At 61.4% G+C, this 21,736-nt stretch carries 21 protein-coding genes and 1 pseudogene; 11 read left to right on the forward strand and 11 right to left on the reverse strand.

What is annotated here, in order from left to right; genetic code table 11:
- Nucleotides 1–150: 150 nt before the first annotated feature.
- The 3 genes from KEM60_RS02845 to mraZ all read right to left on the reverse strand — a co-directional run bounded on the left by KEM60_RS02845 (nucleotide 151) and on the right by mraZ (nucleotide 2,409).
- A complete protein-coding gene (locus tag KEM60_RS02845) occupies nucleotides 151–684 on the reverse strand; it encodes a hypothetical protein (RefSeq protein ID WP_219106008.1) in 534 nt (177 codons plus the stop codon).
- Complete coding sequence (gene rsmH / locus KEM60_RS02850; RefSeq protein WP_219106009.1) at nucleotides 681–1,727, reverse strand: 16S rRNA (cytosine(1402)-N(4))-methyltransferase RsmH; 1,047 nt, start codon at nucleotides 1,725–1,727, stop codon at nucleotides 681–683. The genes KEM60_RS02845 and rsmH overlap by 4 nt, the downstream gene beginning before the upstream one ends.
- 250 nt (nucleotides 1,728–1,977) lie before the next feature.
- Nucleotides 1,978–2,409 carry a division/cell wall cluster transcriptional repressor MraZ gene (mraZ, locus tag KEM60_RS02855; protein WP_219106010.1) on the reverse strand — a complete coding sequence of 144 codons (432 nt, stop codon included), beginning with the start codon at nucleotides 2,407–2,409 and terminating at the stop codon, nucleotides 1,978–1,980.
- 324 nt (nucleotides 2,410–2,733) lie between these two features.
- Here mraZ and KEM60_RS02860 point away from each other — a divergent pair, with 324 nt between their 5' ends.
- From KEM60_RS02860 to KEM60_RS02870, 3 genes are read left to right on the forward strand one after another with little or no spacing between them, the layout of a single operon-like run.
- Nucleotides 2,734–3,795: an AAA family ATPase gene (locus tag KEM60_RS02860; protein WP_370626265.1), complete on the forward strand. Its 1,062-nt coding sequence runs from the start codon at nucleotides 2,734–2,736 to the stop codon at nucleotides 3,793–3,795.
- A gap of 51 nt (nucleotides 3,796–3,846) precedes the next feature.
- Nucleotides 3,847–5,481 (forward strand): DUF58 domain-containing protein, encoded by a 1,635-nt coding sequence (locus tag KEM60_RS02865; protein ID WP_219106011.1) that lies wholly within the window; start codon nucleotides 3,847–3,849, stop codon nucleotides 5,479–5,481.
- Nucleotides 5,478–7,799 carry a transglutaminaseTgpA domain-containing protein gene (locus KEM60_RS02870; protein ID WP_219106012.1) on the forward strand — a complete coding sequence of 774 codons (2,322 nt, stop codon included), beginning with the start codon at nucleotides 5,478–5,480 and terminating at the stop codon, nucleotides 7,797–7,799. Before KEM60_RS02865 ends, KEM60_RS02870 begins: the two co-directional genes overlap by 4 nt.
- A 16-nt stretch (nucleotides 7,800–7,815) precedes the next feature.
- Here the strand turns inward: KEM60_RS02870 and KEM60_RS02875 are convergent, their stop codons facing one another.
- Together KEM60_RS02875 and KEM60_RS16385 are read right to left on the reverse strand one after the other, a co-directional pair.
- On the reverse strand, nucleotides 7,816–8,319 hold the full coding sequence (locus KEM60_RS02875) for a hypothetical protein (RefSeq protein WP_219106013.1): 504 nt from the start codon (nucleotides 8,317–8,319) through the stop codon (nucleotides 7,816–7,818).
- A gap of 49 nt (nucleotides 8,320–8,368) precedes the next feature.
- Entirely contained in the window at nucleotides 8,369–8,500 is a 132-nt protein-coding gene (locus tag KEM60_RS16385) for a hypothetical protein (RefSeq protein ID WP_255574175.1), read from the reverse strand.
- 510 nt (nucleotides 8,501–9,010) lie between these two features.
- On the opposite strand from KEM60_RS16385, the gene KEM60_RS02880 reads away from it, so the two are divergent.
- Both KEM60_RS02880 and KEM60_RS02885 read left to right on the forward strand, forming a co-directional pair.
- Nucleotides 9,011–9,706, forward strand: a complete 696-nt coding sequence (locus KEM60_RS02880; RefSeq protein WP_219106014.1) for a transposase family protein — start codon at nucleotides 9,011–9,013, stop codon at nucleotides 9,704–9,706.
- Nucleotides 9,707–9,870: 164 nt separating this feature from the next.
- Entirely contained in the window at nucleotides 9,871–10,599 is a 729-nt protein-coding gene (locus tag KEM60_RS02885) for a transposase family protein (RefSeq protein ID WP_219106015.1), read from the forward strand.
- Nucleotides 10,600–10,630: 31 nt separating this feature from the next.
- Here the strand turns inward: KEM60_RS02885 and KEM60_RS02890 are convergent, their stop codons facing one another.
- Complete coding sequence (locus KEM60_RS02890; protein ID WP_219106016.1) at nucleotides 10,631–10,783, reverse strand: hypothetical protein; 153 nt, start codon at nucleotides 10,781–10,783, stop codon at nucleotides 10,631–10,633.
- A gap of 95 nt (nucleotides 10,784–10,878) precedes the next feature.
- Between KEM60_RS02890 and KEM60_RS02895 the strand changes: the two genes are divergently transcribed.
- Nucleotides 10,879–11,880 (forward strand): alpha/beta hydrolase, encoded by a 1,002-nt coding sequence (locus tag KEM60_RS02895; protein ID WP_219106017.1) that lies wholly within the window; start codon nucleotides 10,879–10,881, stop codon nucleotides 11,878–11,880.
- Between the two features lie 2 nt (nucleotides 11,881–11,882).
- Here the strand turns inward: KEM60_RS02895 and KEM60_RS02900 are convergent, their stop codons facing one another.
- Nucleotides 11,883–12,779, reverse strand: coding sequence for an oxidoreductase (locus KEM60_RS02900; protein WP_219106018.1), 897 nt, complete (start codon nucleotides 12,777–12,779; stop codon nucleotides 11,883–11,885).
- A 158-nt stretch (nucleotides 12,780–12,937) separates the two neighbouring features.
- Between KEM60_RS02900 and KEM60_RS02905 the strand changes: the two genes are divergently transcribed.
- The 4 genes from KEM60_RS02905 to KEM60_RS02920 all read left to right on the forward strand — a co-directional run bounded on the left by KEM60_RS02905 (nucleotide 12,938) and on the right by KEM60_RS02920 (nucleotide 17,450).
- On the forward strand, nucleotides 12,938–13,666 hold the full coding sequence (locus KEM60_RS02905; protein WP_219106019.1) for a CPBP family intramembrane glutamic endopeptidase: 729 nt from the start codon (nucleotides 12,938–12,940) through the stop codon (nucleotides 13,664–13,666).
- Between the two features lie 100 nt (nucleotides 13,667–13,766).
- The gene (locus KEM60_RS02910; RefSeq protein WP_219106020.1) at nucleotides 13,767–15,293 is read left to right on the forward strand and encodes an alpha/beta hydrolase; all 1,527 of its coding nucleotides are present in this window, start codon (nucleotides 13,767–13,769) and stop codon (nucleotides 15,291–15,293) included.
- A gap of 68 nt (nucleotides 15,294–15,361) precedes the next feature.
- Nucleotides 15,362–17,020 carry a hypothetical protein gene (locus KEM60_RS02915; RefSeq protein WP_219106021.1) on the forward strand — a complete coding sequence of 553 codons (1,659 nt, stop codon included), beginning with the start codon at nucleotides 15,362–15,364 and terminating at the stop codon, nucleotides 17,018–17,020.
- 37 nt (nucleotides 17,021–17,057) lie between these two features.
- Complete coding sequence (locus KEM60_RS02920; protein ID WP_219106022.1) at nucleotides 17,058–17,450, forward strand: hypothetical protein; 393 nt, start codon at nucleotides 17,058–17,060, stop codon at nucleotides 17,448–17,450.
- Here KEM60_RS02920 and KEM60_RS02925 read toward each other — a convergent pair.
- Entirely contained in the window at nucleotides 17,434–18,297 is an 864-nt protein-coding gene (locus KEM60_RS02925; RefSeq protein ID WP_255574177.1) for an NAD-dependent deacylase, read from the reverse strand. The two genes, KEM60_RS02920 and KEM60_RS02925, sit on opposite strands and share 17 nt — an antisense overlap.
- 101 nt (nucleotides 18,298–18,398) lie before the next feature.
- On the opposite strand from KEM60_RS02925, the gene KEM60_RS02930 reads away from it, so the two are divergent.
- Nucleotides 18,399–18,884, forward strand: a complete 486-nt coding sequence (locus KEM60_RS02930; protein WP_219106023.1) for a MarR family winged helix-turn-helix transcriptional regulator — start codon at nucleotides 18,399–18,401, stop codon at nucleotides 18,882–18,884.
- 71 nt (nucleotides 18,885–18,955) lie between these two features.
- On the opposite strand, the pseudogene KEM60_RS02935 reads toward KEM60_RS02930, so the two are convergent.
- The 3 genes and pseudogenes from KEM60_RS02935 to KEM60_RS02945 form a co-directional block, all read right to left on the reverse strand.
- Nucleotides 18,956–19,084: pseudogene (locus KEM60_RS02935) on the reverse strand (thioredoxin family protein); the annotation flags it as partial.
- A gap of 115 nt (nucleotides 19,085–19,199) precedes the next feature.
- Nucleotides 19,200–19,640: a hypothetical protein gene (locus KEM60_RS02940; protein ID WP_219106025.1), complete on the reverse strand. Its 441-nt coding sequence runs from the start codon at nucleotides 19,638–19,640 to the stop codon at nucleotides 19,200–19,202.
- Between the two features lie 887 nt (nucleotides 19,641–20,527).
- Nucleotides 20,528–21,193, reverse strand: coding sequence for a hypothetical protein (locus tag KEM60_RS02945; RefSeq protein ID WP_219106026.1), 666 nt, complete (start codon nucleotides 21,191–21,193; stop codon nucleotides 20,528–20,530).
- Between the last annotated feature and the right edge of the window lie 543 nt (nucleotides 21,194–21,736).

Genomic DNA, 21,736 nt, shown 5'->3' on the forward strand with positions numbered 1-21,736 from the left:
CCCGTCCGCGGACCTGACTGGACGGGACACGGGGCGACTCGGCCGGACTGACGGACCGTGCGGAGTCGCAGAAGGGCCCCGCGAAGCGGACTGCCTAGATTCCGCAGAGGGGGCGTTGTTCCCTGGGGGACGTTTATCGGTGGGCATAGGTCACCGCTGAGGAGCGCTGTCGGCCGGAGCGGACGGTGAACGCTGCGGGTTCGCCCCCGGGGACGGCACACTCTGGGTGTCAGTAGCCGCCCCGGTGTCGTCCACGACCCGAATCGGCTTCGACGGGGCGCCGGTCGCTGGCACCCCCTTGACCTTGCCGGTGTCGAGGTCGAGGAAGATGACCGACGAGCCGGGGACCATCCCCATCTTTCCGGCTTCTCGGGCCAGACGGGCCGGAGAGGACGCTGCGTCCAGTTCTTCACGCAGTTGCGCCTCCCGGTCTGTGATCAGAGCGGATTCCTTCTGCAATCGGTCGATCTCGTAGGAGCCCTGGGACAGGAACATGTTGAGCAGCAGCACCCCCAACAGGCCAGCGGTCAACGCAAACGAGCAAATCAGCAAGAACGGAAAGTTGCTGCGTTGTGTCGCCAACGGCGGGACCAAACGCAGCCGAGGCCGTGGAGTCGGCACAGGTTGACGTGGCATTGGCGCCGTTCGGCGTGCTCCCACGCGCGCGGCAGCGTTCTGACTCATCGGGATCGTCCTTTACGTCCTCGGTTCCGGTGGGCGGCGCTGCCGCCGGAACGTCCGATGGGTGAGGTGGGTCGGCGACCCGGTGGGGTCGGTGCGATGCGCTGCACGACCCGAAGCTTGGCTGAGGCGGCACGCGAATTGTCCAGGATCTCCTGGTCATCCGGGGCTTCCGCGCCCCTGGTGAGGGCGTGCAGATAGGGCGCGTGCTCGGGGAGTTCTACAGGCAGGTCCGGTGGCGCGGAACTGCTCGTTCCCGCTGCAAAGACCTGCTTGACCATCCTGTCCTCCAAGGAGTGGTAGGACAGCACTGCCACCCGTCCGCCAGTAGCGCACACTTCCACTGCAGCCGGCAACGCTGCAGCGAGAGAGTCAAGTTCCCCGTTGACTTCGATCCGCAACGCCTGGAAGGTGCGCTTCGCGGGGTGTCCGCCAGTGCGTCGTGACGCGGCAGGAATCACTCGGTGCAATAACTCCACCAGTCGTGCTGACTGGGTGAACGGCTCACGCTGGCGTTCGGCAGCCACAGCTTTAGCGATCTTCAACGCCCAACGCTCTTCGCCGTACGTCGACAAGATCCTGGCCAGGTCAGCGACGTCGTAGGTGTTGAGTACGTCAGCGGCGGTGAAGGGCAGATCCGTGTCCATCCGCATGTCTAAAGGTGCGTCGACACGGTAGGCAAAGCCGCGATCAGCTTCGTCGAGCTGCAGTGACGACACGCCGAGGTCAAGCAGGACGCCCTGCACTCCAGTCAGGCCAGCGTCGGCAACAACCTCGTCGATCTGGTCGTACCGAGCCCGTACCGGTAGGAATCGGTCGCCGTACGGGGCCAACCGTTGCGCGGCGAGCGCCAACGCGTGTGGGTCACGGTCGATACCAATGACGCGGGCGTGAGGGCAGGTCTGCAGGATCGCCTCGGCATGTCCCCCCATGCCGAGGGTGCCGTCGACGTACACCGACCCTGGGATGGTGAGCGCGGGGGCGAGCAGGTGGACGATCCGGTCACGCATGACCGGGAGGTGCCGTTGGGCGGCAGGAATGTCCATGCTGCTCCTTTCAGGGTCGGGATGGGGCGCTCGATGGTAGACGAATCAGCTGCTGATGAAATGTGCGGGGTCTCCCGAGTGGGGTGACGGTGACATGTCGGTGAATCACAGCAGGGCCCTGGCGTCCGGTCCCTCGCCGCTTCACCGGCCCGAAATCGGGGAAGTATCCCGGGACGGTAATGCGGAAGGGGACCGCACGGCAGGGCCCGCTTCGTCGCGGCGCCGCCCGCGGCGTGATGTCGTGCGTAGGTCACAGCAGGCCGGGGACCACCTCCTCGGCCTGGTCGGCAAAGGCCTGCTCGGTCCCGGCGAGATAGTGATCCCAGGCGGTGGCATCCCACACTTCGACCCGGCTACCTGCTCCGATGACTGTCACGTCACGGGACAGTCCGGCGTACTCACGCAATGCGGCGGGAATGGTGACCCGACCTTGTTTGTCTGGAATCTCGTCCGAGGCTCCGGACAGGAAGACCCGTAGATAGTCGCGAACCACCTTGCTGGTGACCGGCGCGGCACGCAGGTCATCAGTGATCCGGACGAATTCGTCCATGGGGAAGACGTAGAGGCATCGTTCCTGCCCTCGTGTCATCACGAGACCTGGGGCCAGCCGTTCACGGAACTTCGCCGGAAGGATCAAGCGGCCTTTGTCGTCGAGGCGAGGCGTGTGAGTACCCAGGAACACTCGGCACTCACCTCCTTGGATTAGATCCACAGTGGCGGTGGAGACCCTCGGCTCTCCCGACGCCTCCACGATACTCCACTTTCCTCCACCGTCAACGATGTGGCGCCCCTGAAATCCGCGTTGTTCTGTCAAAACTGCAGGCCAAAAGGGTGGAGGAGAGTGGGGGTGTCGCGCGTCGCACGATCAGAGCAGACCATCGGTGGCCCCAGTCGTCACACCTGCTACCCAGGCCTCAGACACCCCGGTGACGACCGGCGCCGACCAGGACGCATCGTTCCGAGCGGATCTGGGGGAAGATGACTTCACGTCAGTCGAGGAGGTTTCGTGGAGCGCACCCAGTACTCCCCCGTCCACCAGGGCAGATCCGACATCTCGCCGCAGCCCCGCCGCGAGCGCCCTGGGACGACCCCATCGACGACGCAGCCACCCCCTCAGTCCACGCTCACCATCGAAGAGGTCGCGGCGCTGGCTGGCGACATTCACCGCACTATCAGCACCGTGGTGGAGGGCAAGGACGACATCGTCACTACCGCGTTGACCGTGCTCCTCGCCGGTGGTCATCTGCTCCTTGAGGACGTTCCCGGGGTGGGCAAGACCACATTGGCGAAGGCGCTGGCGGCAGCAGTGGACTGCACGATGAGCCGGATCCAGTTCACCCCCGATCTGTTGCCCTCGGATATCACCGGGGTCAACATCTTCAACACCTCACTGCATCGGTTCGACTTCCGTCCTGGGGCGATCTTCGCCAATGTGGTGGTCTGTGACGAGATCAACCGAGCCTCACCGAAGACTCAGTCCGCCGTCCTGGAATGCATGGAAGAGGGCCAGGTGAGCGTGGATGGGACGACGTATGCGTTGTCGCCGCCGTTCCTCGTCGTAGCGACCCAGAACCCGTTGGAGATGGAAGGCACGTATCCGCTCCCTGAAGCGCAGCGGGACCGGTTCATGGCACGACTGTCGATGGGGTATCCCTCGCGCAGCGCCGAATTAGAGATGTTGGACGTTCATGGCAAGGCTTCTCCTTTGGAGGGGTTGCGAGCAGTGGCTACGGCGGCGCGGGTCCAAGCAGCGGTGGAAACCGCCCGGATGGTGCATGCCAGCCAGGCGTTGAAGGAGTACGTCGTGGATTTGGTCACGGCGACACGAGAGGACCCCGGCCTTCGCCTGGGTGCATCTCCCCGGGCGGCATTGCATCTGCTGCGGGCGGCCCGGGCCCGGGCTGCCATCTCCAATCGTGGCCACGTCATCCCAGACGACGTCCAGGCGTTGTTTGCCCCGGTGGTGGAGCATCGGATCTTGCTGTCCGGGCAGGCTCAACTGGCTGGACGTGGCCCCGGTGACGTCCTCGCTGACCTGTTGGCCCGGGTACCCGTGCGCGGTGTCTGAGGGGCACCGTCAATGAGTGCGAGACGCCCCGCTCGAGGCGGTGGCCGACCTGTGGCGTCGCCATCGGCTCCATCCCCGTCCACGCGTAGTGCTGACGCTGGCGCGTCCGGGACCGGCCCAGGCACCACTGCGGGTGGTGATCCGAGCCGGACCTCCTCTGAACGGTGGGCTCGGGAACTACGTTCGTTGGGGGTGCGGGTTCGACGGCGCGGGTTGCGAGAGTTACGCCGACGTACTCGGGGGCTGACCGATCGAGGACGGGCCGTGACCATCGGCGGTGTCCTGCTGGCAGTGGGTGGGGTGCTGCTGGGATTCCCTGATCTGATCCGTATTGGTCTGGGGTGCGTCGCCATGACGTCGCTGGCGTTGGTGGTGGCGACTCGCCGTCGGCCCCGACTGCAGGTCCGACGCGCGCTGTCTCCCGCGCCGCTGATCAGCGGTCAGCCAGGTCGGGTGGAGGTGACCTTGAGCAATGCCGGGCCGAGGTCCAGTGACCCGGTGGCTGCTGCCGAGCAGGTCTCCACATGGTTGGGGACGACGACCCGACTGGTGCTGCCGCGGATTTCTGCTGGTGGACGCACCACCGTGGATTATGAGGTGTGTCCGCGCCGTCGAGGCCGGCATCGGGCCGGACCGTTGACGTTAATCGCTCGTGACCCGCTGGGATTAACCCATCGCACCGTGATCATCGGTGATTGTCTGGAAGTCCTGGTTTTGCCGTCGGTGCACGATTTGACCGGCAACGACCCGGCAGGGCGCGGTTTGGGGCATGAAGGTGAGGCGCCCTCCACAGTGCTCTCCGGGTCGGAGCGGGATGTGTCAGTGCGGGAATACCGTCAAGGCGATGACCTGCGACGGGTCCATTGGGGGGTGACAGCTCACCGCGGCCGATTGATGGTGCGGCATGAGGCCCAGCCGAGGTTACGACGTGCAGTCCTGGTTTTTGACGCCTCACCTCGCAGTTGGGGTGTCCCACATGGCGGTGATGCCGGTTCTGGTTTTGAATGGGCGGTTGAAGCGGTGGCTTCAGTGGCCGCACACCTGGCCAAACTGGACTTTTCGTTGCATTTGCTGATGGTGGGAGCCCGCCCCAGCGGGTCAACTCGGATTGCTGACCCAGCGCGGGCCCTCGCTTTGCCGGATCTGTTGGCCTGTCTAGCTGACGTGGAACCAGCTGACGGGATTTCTCCTGCCGGGAAAAGGATTCATGGGACAGGGATGCCAGATGGTGGTCGGCCTGGTTGGTCTCCCCCGGATTTAGCTGATGCCTCTGTTGCTGCAACGGCCCGGGATGTCGCTGGCGCCGGTGGGATGGTCATTCTGGTCACTGGCGATGGCATGACCGATCAGGAGGACGAGACGGTTGTCGCGGCCGACCGTTTCGGGATTTTGCGCACCGGCCTGACTGGGATGGCCATGGTCGTGGACACGGCGTCCTTCGGCCGGGTGGATCGCAGCGTCCGCGACTGGTGGGTCCCGGGATCAGCGGACTCCCTCACCGCAGACCCACAGGTCGGAGCCGGCACCGCAGGGGCTCAGCGCTCCCGCAGACTGTGTGCCTATGCTCGCTCGGGTGGATGGCGTGCCGTCAATGTCATCCCGTCGATGACACCCGCGTTGGCCTGGTCGCGGCTGTTGCGCGGTTCACCGGGTCAGGACAACAGCCTGCCGGAGGTGTATCGATGAGGGCGTGGCGCGCCTGGGTCGGCGGACCGGCCCTACCGATGGCGTCGATCCTCGCTGCTGCCGCCGTATTGTCCAGCACCGCGCCGATGACGGTGCTCTTTTTAGATGCGCCGTGGTGGCCCATCGCGACAGTCCAAGTGATGGTTGTCCTGGTGATCGGGATCGGACTGAGGTCGGTGGACACCCCACCGGTGCGCACCGCAGTGGTCCAATTGGTCGGAATCCTGATCGTCCAGTCCTATGCCTTCCCAGCGGCCAATCCTGTCCTGGGGGGGCTCATCCCCAGCCCGTCCACCTGGTCCCAATGGCAACATCTCGCAGCTGACGCGGCCCGAACCATCGCCGCGAACGCTGCCCCCGCGCCCTCGTCATCAGGTATCGCTTTTGTCGTGTCTGTCTCGATTGCGCTGCTGGCGTTGTCGGTGGATGTGGTGGCGGTGGGCTCTCGGATGCCAGCCATGGCGGCGCTGCCGTTGCTCACCCCATTCCTCACCGCTGCCGCCAATAGCCCCGGCTCGTTGCCGCCATTTCATGTCGCCCTCACCTTGACCTTGTGGGCTGCGATGATGCTCGAGCAGGATCAGGACTGGTTGGCAGCGTGGCGCCCAGATCTGGCTCGGTCGCGACGCCTCCCCCCGCAGTTACGTCGTACCGTGTGGGGCAGCACCCTTGCCGTGACGGCGATCCTGATGGGCTTGACCGCTGGAGCGTTTGTCCCCCATCTGCCGCAACGCTACTTGGCGGAAGGACTTGGTCGGGGCAATCTGGGTGCCCCGCACCGGGTGGGTTTTTCACCGCACTCGGACATGGTGCAAGACCTCCGCAGTGGCGATTCCGCGCCCGTACTGACCTACACCACTGACGACCCGACCACGCCGCCGCTACGGGTCAGTGTCGCCACGACCTACGCCGACGGGAAATGGACCCCCACGCCTTCAGCAGTGGGACCCTCCCGACAACCTCAACTGCCCTACCCGAATGGATTGCAAGAAGACACCGTCCGCACCGAAGCGCATATCAAGGTGCTGCACACCGGGCTAGCCGCGCCCTATCTCGCCAGCCCGGTCCCCATCATTGCGGGCACTGTTGTCGGTGCACATTGGGCGGTGGATTCGGCCACGGGTATGCCAGTCGTCGACCAAACACCGCATTCTTATGACCTGAGTTATCTGGTGCTCGCACCCACTCTCAATCAGCTGCAATCGGCGGGCGCGGCGTCTCGAGTCGCCAAGGAGACTTTGGTAGTCCCCCCGGAGGCCAACACTGAGTTGCTACGGCGCAGCGCCAAAGACGCTGTCGGGCGGGTCAGCACGGCCTATCAGAAGGCTGTTGCCATCCAAGACTGGTTGCGAGGCCGAGGCGATTTCACCTACTCCCTGGAATTGACGCCGCCGCCACGAGGAATGGACGCAGCGACCGCCGGACGCACCGCATTGGACCGGTTTTTGCAGAGCCGTCGCGGCTACTGTGTGCAATTTGCCACCGCCATGGTGATGATGGCCCGGGCTGAGGGGATCCCGGCCCGGATGGCCACCGGGTTCCTCCCCGGACACCAGGAAGGCACCACCAGGGTCGTCACTGCCGCTGATGCCCACGCTTGGCCCGAGTTGTACTTCGAAGGTGCAGGCTGGCTGCGCTTCGAACCAACACCAGGCGAACGCAGCGGTTCCGCACCGGTTTACACCGACAATGTCAGTGCGCCCTCCCCCAGCACATCGACTGCGGCCCCGTCGGCACGTCCCACCCCGTCGACGGCACACAGCAGCTCCCGCCCAGCCGAAGAGCCCCACGCTCCGAGTAGTGCCCCAGCCCCGGAGGAGAACCGACCCTTCGGAGCTGCACCATGGATTGCGGTTGCTGTCCTGATCGTTCTGGTCGCCACCGTCCCTACGACGGCAGCCCTGGTGCGGGCCCGACGTCGACGGCGCGCCGTCACCACTGAGGAGGCCATTGAAGCCGAATGGGTGATCCTCGCTGAGGGACTCAAAGACCTGGGCTTGGAGGTGCCTGCCGCAGCGACGCCTCGGGGCCTGCACGAACATCTCGCAGCGAGCGCCGTCGCTGAACGGCATGCCACGCTGGCCTTGGAACGGGTGCTGCTGGCTTTGGAAGATGTGCGCTATGCCCCGGAGGCTGATCAGGACGTCTCGGCTCGCCATGTCGAACGGATTCGGATCGATGCGCGGCGGGCGTTGCGTGGTGTCGCTGCCGCACAGCCCTGGCGGCAACGACTTCGGGCCCGAATGCTGCCCAGTGCTGGGTTGACGGCGTTGCGTCTGCCGACACCGCGACGTCCCTGGCGGACATCGCGACGTTAACCAAGGGCTTCCAGAGCTAGTGAGTTCCTGGCTGCCTGCGCGCCGGGGCCTGCGCCGCTGCGGCGATCAAGCGGGTCACCACTGACCGGTACGCCGTCTGCGCCACGGCTGCGGTGAGGGGGTCGAGGGCTGCCGGGACACCCCGTACGTCGATCTGTTGAGCCCAGTGCACGGTCGCGCCGTGGTCGAGGTCTGCGCGGGGTGCGACCGTGACCTCGATGTTCCCGGTCACGACCTGGCCCGTCTTCACGATAAGCGCTCGTCCCGGCCTGGTCTGTTGCGGCGGAACCCAGTGCTCTACCCGCATCGGGTCGGCGATGCTCCAGGGGCCGAGTGTGGTCCACGCAGTGAACACCACACCGACATCTATTGCATCGGCGGGCGCTCCAGTGGCCGTCAACGGGGCACCCCGGAGCCGGGTGAGTGGGATGATCCGGTCGTGGGCTCGCAAGTCCCACAGCACAGTCCACGTCAGCTCTGGAGGGTACGGGCTGTTCAGCTGGATCACGAAGTATGCCATCGCCAAGGACCTGCTTTCTCTCAGGCGGGTGCCCACCAGTGTGCTCTGGTCACGGGGTCTCCAGCGCTGCCGCGTGACGGAAACCGGACTCCTCCCCCATGTGAGTGGCGATCGGGGTGGGCCTGTCCCCGTAGAGGTTGACCCGAATACTGGGGATGGCGTCGATGCAACCTTCAGCCACTTTTCTAGAATTTCCTTGCAACACAAGCATTTTCGGCGTCGCGCATCCTACTCACCTCGTCATCTCATGAGTGATCTGGATCGAAAAACCACCACTGGTCCACATCGATCAGCGGCGACATAAAGCCACCACAGTTTTCACCACCGTAGCGGGCAGGTCTGTTCAGGTTCCATGCACACCCAGACTCGAATTTGATGTCACATGTGAAATCCTTAAAGAATCCTTAGTTTCCCCTGATGATACAAAGATGACATTGACCTGCAGCGATTCAGGGCGTTATTCACGAGGCGTTAGCGACCCACCCCCTACACTCCGGGAAACAATCGATACACACCTGTCGCCATACACATATATAAAAACATCGGCCGCTTTGAGATCATTGGGTTAGACGACTCAAATCTCTCATGAAAGCGGCCGATGCGGTACCAGTCTACAACAGGACTCGATCACGATGCACTCGATGAACTCGTCAGGCGTGTCGTCGAGATTTTTCACTCCCGGGGAATCGACTTGAGTAGACATCGGTTGCCCGTCAAAGAACAAGTCATCCTCACCCTGGAACTCCTACGGAACAATCTGTCACAAACGTTCCTAGCTGATCTGCTAGATATTTCACAATCCACCGCTTCACGCATCTATCGCAGGATGCTCCCGGTCATCAATGAAGCCCTGACCTTCACCGGCATCTCTCTAGAGGAAGCCGCTAGTGATGGCCGAGTAATCTTGATCGACGGCACATACGTCCCAACTGGCAACCGCCCAGCTCAGGGGCGAGATCTCACCAAAGTAAACTACTCCGGTAAACGCCGTTGCCAGTGTTTAAGCATCCAGGTCGCTTCCACCTTGGAAGGACAACTCCTAGCGATCTCCACACCGGTTCCTGGAGCTCGACATGACTCTGCTGCTCTCGACCTCACCGGCTGGTCACAGATCCTCGCAGAAAACCACACGCCATGGATAGCCGACACCGCCTACATCGCCCAGGGCGCACTGACACCCCTCAAAAAGAAGAAAGGACACGAGCGAACCGACCATGAGAAACGCTACAACAAAGAAATATCAAGCATTCGCAGCCATGTCGAACACGCCATCGGACACCTTAAACAATGGACAATCCTCGCCACTGGCTATCGAGGCAGACTCACAGAACTCCCCGATATCATTGCCGTCATTACCCGACTCGAGCTCTATCGACTTGGCTGGTAGCCAAGAATGACCTGGAAATGCCTCGTGAATAACGCCCTTAGACGACTCACATCTCTCAGGGAAGCGACCGATGCGGTATCAGTCGTGCAGCAGGACTCGATCACGATGCACTCAATGAACTCGTCAGGCGGGTCACCGACATTTTTCACTCCCGGGGAGTCAACTTGCGTAGACATCGGTGGCCCGTCAAAGAACACGTCATCCTCACCCTGGAACGTCTACGGAACAATCTGTCACGAACGTTCCTAGCTGATCTGCTAGATATTTCACAACCCACCGCTTCACGCATCTATCGCAGGATGCTCCTCGTCATCAATGAAGCCCTGACCTTCACCGGCATCACCCTAGAAGAAGCCGCTAGTGATGGACGAGCCATCCTCATCGACGGCACATACGTCCCAACTGGCAACCGCCCAGCTCAGGAGCAAGAGGTCACCAAAGCCAACTACTCCAGTCAACGCCGTTGCCAGTGTGTCAGCATCCAAGTCGCCTCCACCCTGACCCGACACCTCCTCGCCACGTCTACACCCACTCCTGGAACTCGACACGACTCCGCCGCTCTCAACCTCACCGGCTGGTCACAGATCCTCGCAGAAAACCACACCACATGGATCGCAGACACCGCCTACATCGCCCATGACGCTCTCACACCGCTCACAAAGAAGAAAAGACACGAACGAACCGACAACGAAAAACACGACAACACAGAAATATCCCACATCCGCGCCCATGTCGAACACGCCATCGGACACCTGGAAACAATGGAAAATCCTCGCCACCGGCTATCGAGGCAGACTCACCGAACTCCCCGACATCATCGCCACTATCACACGACTCGAGCTCTACCGAATCGGCTGGTAGCCAAGAATGACCTGAAAATGCCTCGTGAATAACACCCTTAAATATCAACTGTGGCCGGTCGGACTAGTCCTCGGTCCCAGGAGGCGTCTTCTGCCCCTCGTGCACCGTACGTACCGATACTGCCCCGCTTCGTAACAACACCGCAGCCATCACCGCAAAAATCACCATAAAAACCCCGGTAAACACGAAGAACGCCACAGTCAGTGCGACAGCCATCCCTTGATGCTAAGTCACTGCTGACGGCGCTCCGTCACCCGCTGCGCATCGCCTCCCCTCCCCACTGACGCCCTCTGACCGGCTACCCTGCCAAAGTGGACAGCAGGTCGACGCAGGCCGTCGGGCGACCGGAGCGGATACGCACCGAGCCCGATTCGGCGTTGCAAGACTGGCTTTCCGCAGCAGCCGCCGCCGAGGCTGTCGCCGCACGGATGGGGGCGGCCCGACTTCGGGTCGCAACGAAGTCCGTGGCACGACATGCCTCCCCTGGCCCGGACATGGCTGTCGTCGAGGACCACGACCTAGGCGATCACCTGACGGTGCGTCTCTACCGGCCGCGATTAGTGGCTTTGCCTATCGTGATCTACCTGCACGGCGGCGGATACGTCGTCGGTGACTTGGACAGCCATGACCGTCTGGCACGCCGGATCGCTGCACACGCCGATGTCACGGTCATCGCCGTCGATTACCGACGCGCCCCCGAATATCGAGCCCCAGCAGCCATCGACGACGGAGTGCGGGCCGCGTTATGGGCCGACGCCATGTGCGGTCTTCTTGGCGGTGACGACCAAGCGGGCATCGGCATCGCGGGGGACTCCGCTGGGGGTTTGCTGGCCGCCGCGACGGCCTTGCGCCTCCGAGATGCCGCCCGGTTGGGGTCGTCGCCACCACCCGCACATCTCCTGCTGTTGACTCCGCACACCGACCTCACCTTGACTGCCGCCAGCATCGTAGAGAAGGGGCACGGCTGGGGCCTGGAGCAGGCCGACATGAGGTGGTACGTCGACCAGTGGACCACCCGTGATCAACGGGTAGATCCCACCGTCAGCCCGGCATATGCCACGTTGGCGGGGATGCCCCCGACGTTTGTGGTGACCGCCGAGCATGATCCGCTCCGCGACGACGGACTGTGGTTCGCCGAACGCATTCGATCCGCTGGAGGGATCTGCGAACACCTGCATTTCGACCACCTCGTCCACGGCTTCCTCAACCTGGACCAGGTGTCGCCGGTCTGCGCTCAGGCCGGCGACGAAACCCTCAGACGGTACGGCCAATTCCTCCGTCACACCGGGGCCACGGGGGTCGCCCCGGTCTGAGATCAGCGCAACCCGGTCAGCTCCTCACACATCGCCCAAAACCGGCGCGCCGTGGAACGGTCGTGCGACGCAGCACTGGAACCCACTGGACGCGGCCAGCCAGTCAGCTCGCCGGGGCCGGACGGGCCGACGTACGTGCCACCAGGCAACTCCGGGACGCCCGCGGCGTACAGCGACGGCAGCGCACCGTCCTCGGCGGATTGAGCGACGATCGGGACTCCCGACAGCATCGACAGCATCTTGCCGCGGCGTCGTTCCGCTAACGGGTCAAACAATTTAGTGCTGCTCCACCCAGGGTGCGCGGCCACACTGCGCACCAACGATCCATCGGTGACAAACCGACGCTGCTGCTCGTAGGCGAGCACCAAGTCACCAAGCTTGCTCGTCGCGTAAGCCCGCCACGGGGACCAGCGGCGACGGTGCCAGTCCGGGTCAGCCAGGTCGATCTTGCCCATCCGGTGCGCCGCTGAGGACAGCCACACCACTCGGTCCGTGATCGCTCCTTGCTGCAACAGCAACTGCGTGAGCAGGAAGGGACCCAATACGTTGGTCCCGAACATCAATTCGTGCCCCTGAGGGGTGTGTTGCAAGTTCGGGACGAAACATCCAGCGTTGTTGATCAAGATGTCGATGCGCCAGTTGGCGAGGGACACCGCGAACTCGCGGACTGAATCCAGGTCGGCCAGGTCAACCCGACGTACCTGACTCAACTGACCAGTGCTGCCTAACTCGGCACGCAGCTGCTCCCCCTTGGCGACGTCACGGCAAGCGAGGATGACGTACGCACCGCGCGCCATGAGTTCACGGGCGGTGACCAGACCGATCCCCGAGGTTGCGCCGGTCACGACGACGATGCGGCCGGTCTGATCCGGCAGGTCGACAAGGCTCCATGGATTCATGGCGCCCTAGTCTGCCGTCCTTCGGGCGACGCGTCACCATGAGGTAGACGAGACCAACGATGCGAAAGTGACACGACCTTCGCTAGATCCATTGAGATCCCAGGTCAGGCAGCTACTTTGTCCAGACAACGTTCATCGTTACTCCGCACAATTCAGCTATGTCGAACACCGCATCTCCTGCCTGCGGACGGCTGACCCGCCGCCGTCGCCGGTCTGCCTCACCTGAACCGCTGCCGTTGTGGGTGTTGATCGCGGCACCGATAGTCTTCTCGCTCGTCTGGGTCGGAACGACCTCAATGACCCACCCCTTCGCTCCGGTCTCGTTCGCAGCGTTCGGATCCACCGTTACCTCAGCGCTGCTGCGCATCGCGCTGCCGATGGCGGTGACTGGTCTGCTCGCCACCTTCGTCTTCGCCATGATCGGGCGTCTGAACACCATGTGGTCCCACCCTCGCGTGGGGGATCCGATGTCCACGAACCAACGCAACATCTTCCTCGTCCTGTGCGTCATCCCCATCGCCATGACCGTCTGGGGGCTCATCGATCGCGTCCAAGACATCCCGGAGAGCGGATTCGGCTACTTCCTCAGTCTCCTCGCGGGGACCTTAGCGGTGGGCTACACCGAAGAGATCATCTTCCGCGGCTTCTTGCTCCAGGAGGCGCGCCGCTACTACCGCTCTGAGTGGAAGGCCGCGATGCTGGTGGCGGTCATGTTTGGCGCGTGGCATCTGCCCAACATCTTCCTCGGGCCAAGTTTCCTAGAGGTCATGGTCCAGTTCGCGCAGACGATCGTGATCGGTCTGCTGTTTTACGTCGTCCGTGTCGTGTTCGGACACATCTGGCCTGCGGTGCTGGTCCACGCAGGGTGGGACTTTGCCCTGCTGTGAAATGAAGTGGGGCATGGTGCGCTAGCGTGAAACGCAGCCGGACGAGGACCACCGCCGTACGGTCATGTCAGGGCGGCTCGGACGGCACCGGGAGATGACGATGTCACGAGGAGTCGACAACGGACAGGACCCGCCGGCTGCGTTCATGCGACACCTGTCCACTGAAATCCGCTCAGCCGCGGAAGATCTCGAGCATGCTCTGACCCGGTGCGAAAGCTTGCACGATCAGTTTGTCCGCGCCGCAGAGGACAGTCGCACCTGGGGGCGGCTCGAAGAGGCGCTCACCGACGAATTACGCCACCGACGGCTGGCCATACGGTTCCTGACCGCGGCAGCGATCCCAGACTTGTTGCGCAGCGAAGCGGACACCGCCGCCATCAGATTCCCCGATCTCGCGGCGACCGGTGAACGGCTCCCACCGCTTCCTGCCGACACCGCCCCCGCAGCGGTCGCATCGTGGTGGGATGGGCTGAGTCCTGCTGAAAAGCAGGTGGTGACTGAACGTACGACGTCCTGGTGCGGGCGCACCGATGGGCTTCCCGCAGCGGTCCGCCACAACGCCAACCTGATCACCCTGGCTGAGGAGATTCACGCTCGTGCCGGTGGGGTCCTCGACGAAGTGGCCGCTGCTTCCGCCTCAGACGGTGGGCCCCTCCCCCGCCACACTGGCACGGATGACGCCGACGACCGAGAACGACGAGACCTGCGAGGATTGCTGAAGTTGCGGGCGCTGCTCTCCCCGTTGGGCACTGACCTGGGGGTGCCGGAATCAGTGGTCCCCGCGGAATCCCTGGCGGCTCTCGACGACATCACCACCCCCCTGGATCAGCGCGGCCTCTATCTGTTGGACGCCCGCGAGTACCCGCTGCGCACCGCGGTGGTCCTTGGCGACTTAGAGCGCGCTCACACCGTGGTGTTGCATGTTCCTGGCACCACCACCACCGTTGACCTGCGGTTGTACCGCGAGGCGATGTGGATGTCGGCCTTACGGGACGAAGCTGGACGGATCCTCGGTGATGACCGCGGCGGCCGGGACGGCATTGCGGTAGTCGACTGGATCGGCTACCGAGCGCCGTACGACATTGCAACCCGCCGGGCGCTGGGAGAGAGCGGGATTCGGTGGATCGTCCCGGGCGAAGCCACCGACCGGACCTATGCCCGCCAGGCGGCCCCGTTGTTGGCGCGCTGCGCGCAGGGGTTGCGGGCCACGCTGGGACCTGACGTGCGTTTGGTGGCCTCTGGGCACAGTTATGGCGCGTCGGTGCTGGGATTGGCCTTGACCCAGACCGAGGTATTTGATGCGTGCATCGTGACAGGCTGCCCTGGCCTGTTTACCAGCGACATTTCGACTCTCCATGTCCCAGATGGACAGTTCTACGCGGCGGTCGCTACTGGAGACGTTGTGACCCGGCTGGGGATTTTTGGCCCGGAGGTCAACCGTCTGCCCGGGGTGCATTCTCTGGCGCCGGTGCCTCATCTGGCCGTCTATCCCGACGGGAAGGCCTGGACCAGATTCAACATGGGACACGAGTCGTATTACGACCGGGGGTCGTCGCTGTTGCACGACCTCGCAGCGGCCGTGGTCGGTGAGGACGTCCCCCACCGATGGCCGAGTTGGGCAACATGAGTGCCACCTCGCCCCACACCCCTCAGTAACATCACCCATATCCGACCTACCGCCGAGCAGGAGCCACCATGCCGACCAGCCACGAGCGCCGTACCCACACTGCGCCGATACCTCAGGTCGGCGATTCCCACCGGCGACGGCTCGGGGTGACCGTCGCCGGGACCACCTGCGTGACCCTCGCCGCGGCTGCCGTCCTGGCGAGCCCGGCAACGGCGGCAGATGCCCCGCCCCGCGGCGAAGGCGGCACCGACAAAGCTCCCGCCGCGTGCGTGTCACGCACCGGCACGGCACAGCGTCCCCCCGGCCCCCGTTCCGATGAAAGCCTCACCGGATATGACGTCCTCCCCGTTGCGGCCCAGCAAGAAAAATTCCCGCGTCGGATCGATCTACGGGACTCCACCTCTGGCTTCAACCGGCGTTTTGAATTCACCCTTCGGGAAGGCCTGATCTACACCCGCGCCATCGGCGGCGACGGCCGCTGGCGCCATGCGGCCCTGCCTGCGTGCTTGCAGGGAGCTCTCGTCGGTATGTCGGTCAATGACGACGAACTCGTCGCCGTCGACGCTGCCGGCTGGCTCTACACCATGGACAATGCCCTGTCCTCGCCTGGCAAATGGAACTGGATGAAAGCCTGGGGCGCGCCGTTTTGGGCTGGTTCGGGCCAACGCACTCCCACCACCGATCCCGGCCGCTGGGTCCTATCGATCCTAGGCACCCACGAGGATGTGTCATTCACTGACCGGATCGGCAATCCGCACGCGGTGGCATTCGCCAAGGTCACCCAGGTTCTTGCGCTGTCCGAAGACGGTTCCCGCATCACATACCTCGACCCATGGCTGCCTAACGATTACTCCTATGAGGTGGGCGGCCCCATGGGCGGCAGATTCAAATCCCAAGCCATTTCCGCATCCGGCTCGACGATCTTCGTCACCAATAAGTACGGCGACATGTATACCCGCCTGTACGACTTTGATGTATCCGGCGGCGACACGGCCTTCTTCCGCTATTCTTGGCAGGATCAGCGCGGCAAACCGTCGATCGTTGACCAGACCAAGGAAAAACTCAACCTCAAGTACGCCGCGATTCAGCTACCCGCACCTGACTGGGTCCACCAGCCAAAAATACCCGGAAAAATTACCTCACGGATCTCCATCCACTCCACGGGAGCAGGGTCACACAACCGGGAGCTTCGCGTTGAAGGCAGCGACGGCGGCCGCAAAGGCTATTGGAAGAAAGCTCTCACTGCCCCGAAATGGACGTTCGTACAGACCGATCAGCCTCTCCGGGGACGCCCCTTGCAGAACACCCCACAGGATAATTCCACCAAAACCCTCAGCGCACCCCAGCAATACTCTTACCGAGGAGAGCTGACCCCGTCCGGATCAAAGAACACGTACGTCGCCGCTCTCCCCCATTTTGATGTCGCGCAAACGTCTCGGACTTTCTCCATCACCTCCGGGGGCACCACGGTGCCGGTGACCTTGCACAGTTATGACGCGCTGCGTATCGCGGCCCGCGGCCCGGGTATTGATGGCAAACCCCGAACTCTCGGCGCTGCTCTGGAAGTCCCCACTGATGTCATCACCAATCTGCCCACTCAACCCCTCGTGGTTCAAGATTTCGTCAAACGCGTCATGAAAGGCAACAAAATCCGTGAGGTGAGTGTCACTGTCACCGACGCCAAGATCACCATCCCCACGATCGGGATGACCCTGGCACGGCATTGATTCTTATCTCGGCCACAGAATGGGATGGCGACTTGATATGACCTGGCATGATCTATCCGCCGCGCCCACGGCGGTGCGACGTACCCTCATGGAGCGCGAGCGGCTGCTGCATTTTCCCCTCCCGGAGACCACTCGCGATGCGTTTGAGGTGGGAGTCAGCGAGAACTACTGGGAAGTGGGTGCCTCCGGGGGACGTTTTGATCTGGAGACGATCTGGCAGGTCTGCGCCCGCCGCGCCCACAGCGAGGACACCCCACTCTGGGCCACTGAGGATGAAGAATGTCGCGTCCTCGCGCCAGACACCTATCTGTTGACGTACCTGCTCATCCAGGGTGAGCGGCGTACCCGACGGGTCACGATCTGGCGCGGGGCCGGACAGGATTGGGTGGCCGCCTATCACCAGGGGACTGTCGTCACCGGTCAGTGGTGAGCTGGTCCCCTTCGACGGCGGCGAGCAGTGCGGGAAGTGCCCGGCCCGCTGGTTGCCGCCAACATACGTCGACGCCCCACGACAGCGCCGTCTCCTGCGGGTTGATCTCCACGACGGGGACACCATGACCGCGAGCAATATCTGGCAACGACCCCGCAGGTTGCACAATGCCTGACGTGCCTACGACGAGACACAATTCCGCGGCGAGCATCGCGTCCACCGCAACATCGAATGCCCCCACTGGGAGTTGCTCGCCGAAGAGCACCACGTCGGGCCGAACATCACCGTCACAGTGTGGGCAGACTGGTGGATCCATCCGCGTCGGCACCACATGAGAGGCCGCGTCCGCCGCTGACATCGGAGGGACATCCAACGGGAACGCTGCACCGCAGTCACCACACGAAAAGGTCAACAGCGTCCCGTGCAGGTGAGCTGCCACTGCCGATCCGGCGCGTTCATGAAGGTCGTCGACATTTTGGGTGATGATGTCCACTGGGATGCGCTGGGCCCACCGCGCCAAAGCCAGATGTCCGTCGTGTGGGTGGCAGCGCCGGACTAACTGAGCCAGCCACCAATGCCATCCGAAGACGAGTTCTGGTTCTTCCGCCCACGCCTCAGCTGTGACAAGCCGGTCTGGGTCGTGCAGCTCCCACAGGCCGGTATGCGCGTCACGGAAGGTGGGGACGCCACTTTCGTCGGACATCCCAGCGCCGGTCAGCACCACGATGCGGGAGGCATGGCGCGCGTACTCCACGACTGCGTCCGGGACAGGCACGGCCATGGCGTGGCTCATCGGCGTTGAGTCGGGTTGATTGGCCGGGGCTGGGGTTGCCGCATTCAGGGACATGTGGCCATCATGACGGGTGGTTGTGGCAACGCTGGTCGGTGGCGTTGGTGAGAGCGGGTCCCATCCGGCCCTGAATATCATGCCGCTGTTATAATGGCAGCATGACATCTACTCCGATGAGCTCACTCTTGAGTCCCCTCCTGCGCTCTATCGGCGCGATGGACCAGGACATCCTCGACCTGTACAAAGAACGCGGCCTATGGCCGTTCCGGTCCTCCTGGACTCCAGTGCTCCTCACGTTGGCAGACCAGCCAGCCACCATCACCGCATTAGCTGACGCCCACGGCGTCGGCCACGCCTCGATGAGTCAACGCATCGCAGCGATGGCCAAAGAAAACCTCGTCGATTATGCGCGCGGCGCCGACGCCCGCAGCCGGGTCATCTCCCTGACGGATGCCGGTCGTGAAGCCATGAGTGTCGCTCGCGCCGAGTGGGACGCGACTGAGGCAGCAATTTCCCGTCTCGACGCAGAGACCGGCGGCCTCCTCATTGAGGCAGGTCGGCGACTGCACGCCGCCCTTGACGAGCGTGCTTTCGGCGACCGCATCCGGGACGAGTTGCCGGAGGTACGCCGCAGCCATCTGTGAACGCCCCGCATTGTGGATGACAGGCAAAAAAACACAGACGGCCGCACTGAGGAGCCTGGTGAGAGGGCATGTCAACGGCTCAGCTGGGCTGCGATTTCGTCCTGCTTGGGGACTCGCCCGGAGACGAGCACTTCCTCATCGACGACCAGACCAGGGGTCGACATGATCCCGTACGCCGCGATGTCGGGGTAGGCCATGACCGCACTGACTTTTCCCCGCCGCCTGGACTAAAACCGCCGACCAAATCCTCGAAACCCTCACCAACTACTGCAAACGAATCAATAACTCACGACACTAGCGCGAAAACATCAGTGACTATGCTGGGATGCGGACAACTACCCAAGAGGCATCTACTTGATCTACTTTGCCCATGGCTTGATGTGAATCAGGGATAAATTTCCACCATTGCGCCCAAAGCGCCAAATACATATATTCATCTGCCCCCAGAATGACAATACTTGACGCCCCACTCGGCGAGGAATCCATAATCATGCATTCTGGACCACCTGAAAAAAACTTTGGTTTTCTTTGAGAGCAGTCAACAGCCTTACCGTCTTTCTCTGCCGGAATTCCTTTATCTGTAATTTTCTTAAAAAGATTGACAGTGGCAGCTGCAGGTGAGGGGGCCCCTATAATCCTAAGTTCGCTGATGCTTGAAGATCTTGGCCATTTTACATTTATTGGCTCTTCTTTCTTTTCGAATTCAAATTCTTTCCAGTGTGAATGAATCAAAACTGCTTCTATAGTCCCAGCCATGACACGTGGAGGGCGCGCTGGAGCCTGATGTCGTTTAACATCTTGGTATCGAACTTCAATTGAAGAAGGTGAACTAGACACTGACCTTTGTTTTGGCGCCACCCCACATGCAGACACCATTAATAACAGTGAGACAACCATCAAAGATATTACCTGACAATAACAACGAATCATCAGTCACCACAACGAATTTCACTGTCATTCTGCTCGTAAGCCTGCGCACTATATGTACCGTTGGGAGTCACAATTGTTCCGAAGCCTTCAGTACGATAACGGTACAAGTCTCCATTGGTGCAGTTGACCGCTGCAGTCCAGTTGTACTGAGCGGCATCCCTACCTGTAACCTGCCGACTTGATGGCTCGTTAAGATTCTGTTTTTCCCACCCCCACCAGCGGGATCGATACATATTACCTCGCAGTGTAGAGCTGATAACAGGAACAGTATGACACGTGCTGTTCACATTCGTGTGAATTTGGTTATTTGTGTAGTAGGAAGGGTGCGGCCGATCCACTCGCACGCCGCAGCCACTAGGGTAGTTTTCAGTGTATTTGGCTCCAAATAACTCGATGCTCCGCGATCTCTTATATCCTCGCTTCACTCTGATTATCTCCAGAATCTGCTACTGCCACGGCAGGCAATGTGCATATCAATAAACCGGCCACAGCAAAACTATGCGCTGTCAAAATGAACTTCTTCATCGACTCTTTCCTTTCAAGTGAGGACTCATTACTGATAGTCACTGATCTATCCCAAAGGTGTTACTCACGAGTGATTAGACTTAGCAACCACCCACCCACTGGAGGAGCCTGCAACCTGCAGGTCTTCCTGATTTACTACAAGGTGTCGAATGCCTCGCGGATAATGCCCTAAATGAAAGTGATTTGGCTCAAATATTTATCAAGTCACCATCTGAGCCAATATTAGAATTTCTGGAAACAAGGAAGCACTCCAGGCCAGCAGTTTGTAGAAGCCTTTTAGCCAAGGTTAGTGGTCCGGCAAATATGGTGGAGTCTTGGTCGATTTCAGAAGCAATAAACCACGACCTATCTTCAGCCCACCATTGGTTAGGGCTTTGAATGCTGATTAACGAATCAAAGACATCTTCCGCATAATTATTTATTTGATGAAATTCAAATGGGATACCAAAAAAAGTACTTGCCGACATCAAGTCCTTTAAAGGTGCGCGAAAAAGCCAATACTCTCGAGATCTTTGTACCGCGACTGGGAAAGAGGATCTCCAGCTCACTGGCAAGTTGCTCCACCCGTTCCATAGCAGCATCCAACATTGAGCATTTTCCCCCGATTCTTGCATGAGAATTGCAGTCAACTCTTCAAGCTGTTCTGCAGCCAAGGAGCCTCGATTAGGTGGTTCAAAATTCTTTTTTCCTGATGCATCACCCCCAAATCTGTCAGCTAAAATATTAGAAAATTGAGCAAGTGGGTGAATGGCCCGTCCATTAGCTTGAGAAATACTCTCCCACCTGATGCTCTGGCCATACTCATCCCGCGCGGGATGTAGAATTCTTACGAATGCCTCATACTCGCTTGGCACTAGACCACTGACGAGTTGATGACGTGGGTTTAACTGTATCCAATCGGCGGGGTCAACCGTCGATTCTGGGATCCTGTACATACTAGTCAAAGAAATTCACATCTTCCCACATTTTCGGCCGCAGGTTTTCGGATGAGATGATTAGTGAGATATCCACATGCCATAAAGGGCATTATTCACGAGCGATTAGATATTGGGATGACCTTCCCACTGGAGAGCCTGTGACCTGCAAGTCTTCTCAGGGCGTTATTCACGAGGCGTTAGCGACCCACCCCCTACACTCCGGGAAACAATCGATACACACCTGTCGCCATACACATATATAAAAACATCGGCCGCTTTGAGATCATTGGGTTTCGCCACTGGCTATCGAGGCAGACTCACAGAACTCCCCGATATCATTGCCGTCATTACCCGACTCGAGCTCTATCGACTTGGCTGGTAGCCAAGAATGACCTGGAAATGCCTCGTGAATAACGCCCTCAACACATATTCTTTTGCGTGAAGCATTGATCTAGACAATCTCCCGCCTTCAACCCGAGA

This window comes from Austwickia sp. TVS 96-490-7B (assembly GCF_019331795.1).
Taxonomy (GTDB): domain Bacteria; phylum Actinomycetota; class Actinomycetes; order Actinomycetales; family Dermatophilaceae; genus Austwickia.

Excerpts from the sequence above, each read along its gene's own strand:
- KEM60_RS02845 (WP_219106008.1), bottom strand. The coding sequence starts at position 684 with ATGAGTCAGAACGCTGCCGCGCGCGTGGGAGCACGCCGAACGGCGCCA.
- rsmH (WP_219106009.1), bottom strand. The coding sequence starts at position 1,727 with ATGGACATTCCTGCCGCCCAACGGCACCTCCCGGTCATGCGTGACCGG.
- KEM60_RS02870 (WP_219106012.1), top strand. The coding sequence starts at position 5,478 with ATGAGGGCGTGGCGCGCCTGGGTCGGCGGACCGGCCCTACCGATGGCG.
- KEM60_RS02875 (WP_219106013.1), bottom strand. The coding sequence starts at position 8,319 with ATGGCATACTTCGTGATCCAGCTGAACAGCCCGTACCCTCCAGAGCTG.
- KEM60_RS02890 (WP_219106016.1), bottom strand. The coding sequence starts at position 10,783 with ATGGCTGTCGCACTGACTGTGGCGTTCTTCGTGTTTACCGGGGTTTTT.
- KEM60_RS02900 (WP_219106018.1), bottom strand. The coding sequence starts at position 12,779 with ATGAATCCATGGAGCCTTGTCGACCTGCCGGATCAGACCGGCCGCATC.
- KEM60_RS02905 (WP_219106019.1), top strand. The coding sequence starts at position 12,938 with ATGTCGAACACCGCATCTCCTGCCTGCGGACGGCTGACCCGCCGCCGT.
- KEM60_RS02910 (WP_219106020.1), top strand. The coding sequence starts at position 13,767 with ATGTCACGAGGAGTCGACAACGGACAGGACCCGCCGGCTGCGTTCATG.
- KEM60_RS02915 (WP_219106021.1), top strand. The coding sequence starts at position 15,362 with ATGCCGACCAGCCACGAGCGCCGTACCCACACTGCGCCGATACCTCAG.
- KEM60_RS02920 (WP_219106022.1), top strand. The coding sequence starts at position 17,058 with ATGACCTGGCATGATCTATCCGCCGCGCCCACGGCGGTGCGACGTACC.
- KEM60_RS02925 (WP_255574177.1), bottom strand. The coding sequence starts at position 18,297 with ATGTCCCTGAATGCGGCAACCCCAGCCCCGGCCAATCAACCCGACTCA.
- KEM60_RS02930 (WP_219106023.1), top strand. The coding sequence starts at position 18,399 with ATGACATCTACTCCGATGAGCTCACTCTTGAGTCCCCTCCTGCGCTCT.
- KEM60_RS02940 (WP_219106025.1), bottom strand. The coding sequence starts at position 19,640 with ATGGCTGGGACTATAGAAGCAGTTTTGATTCATTCACACTGGAAAGAA.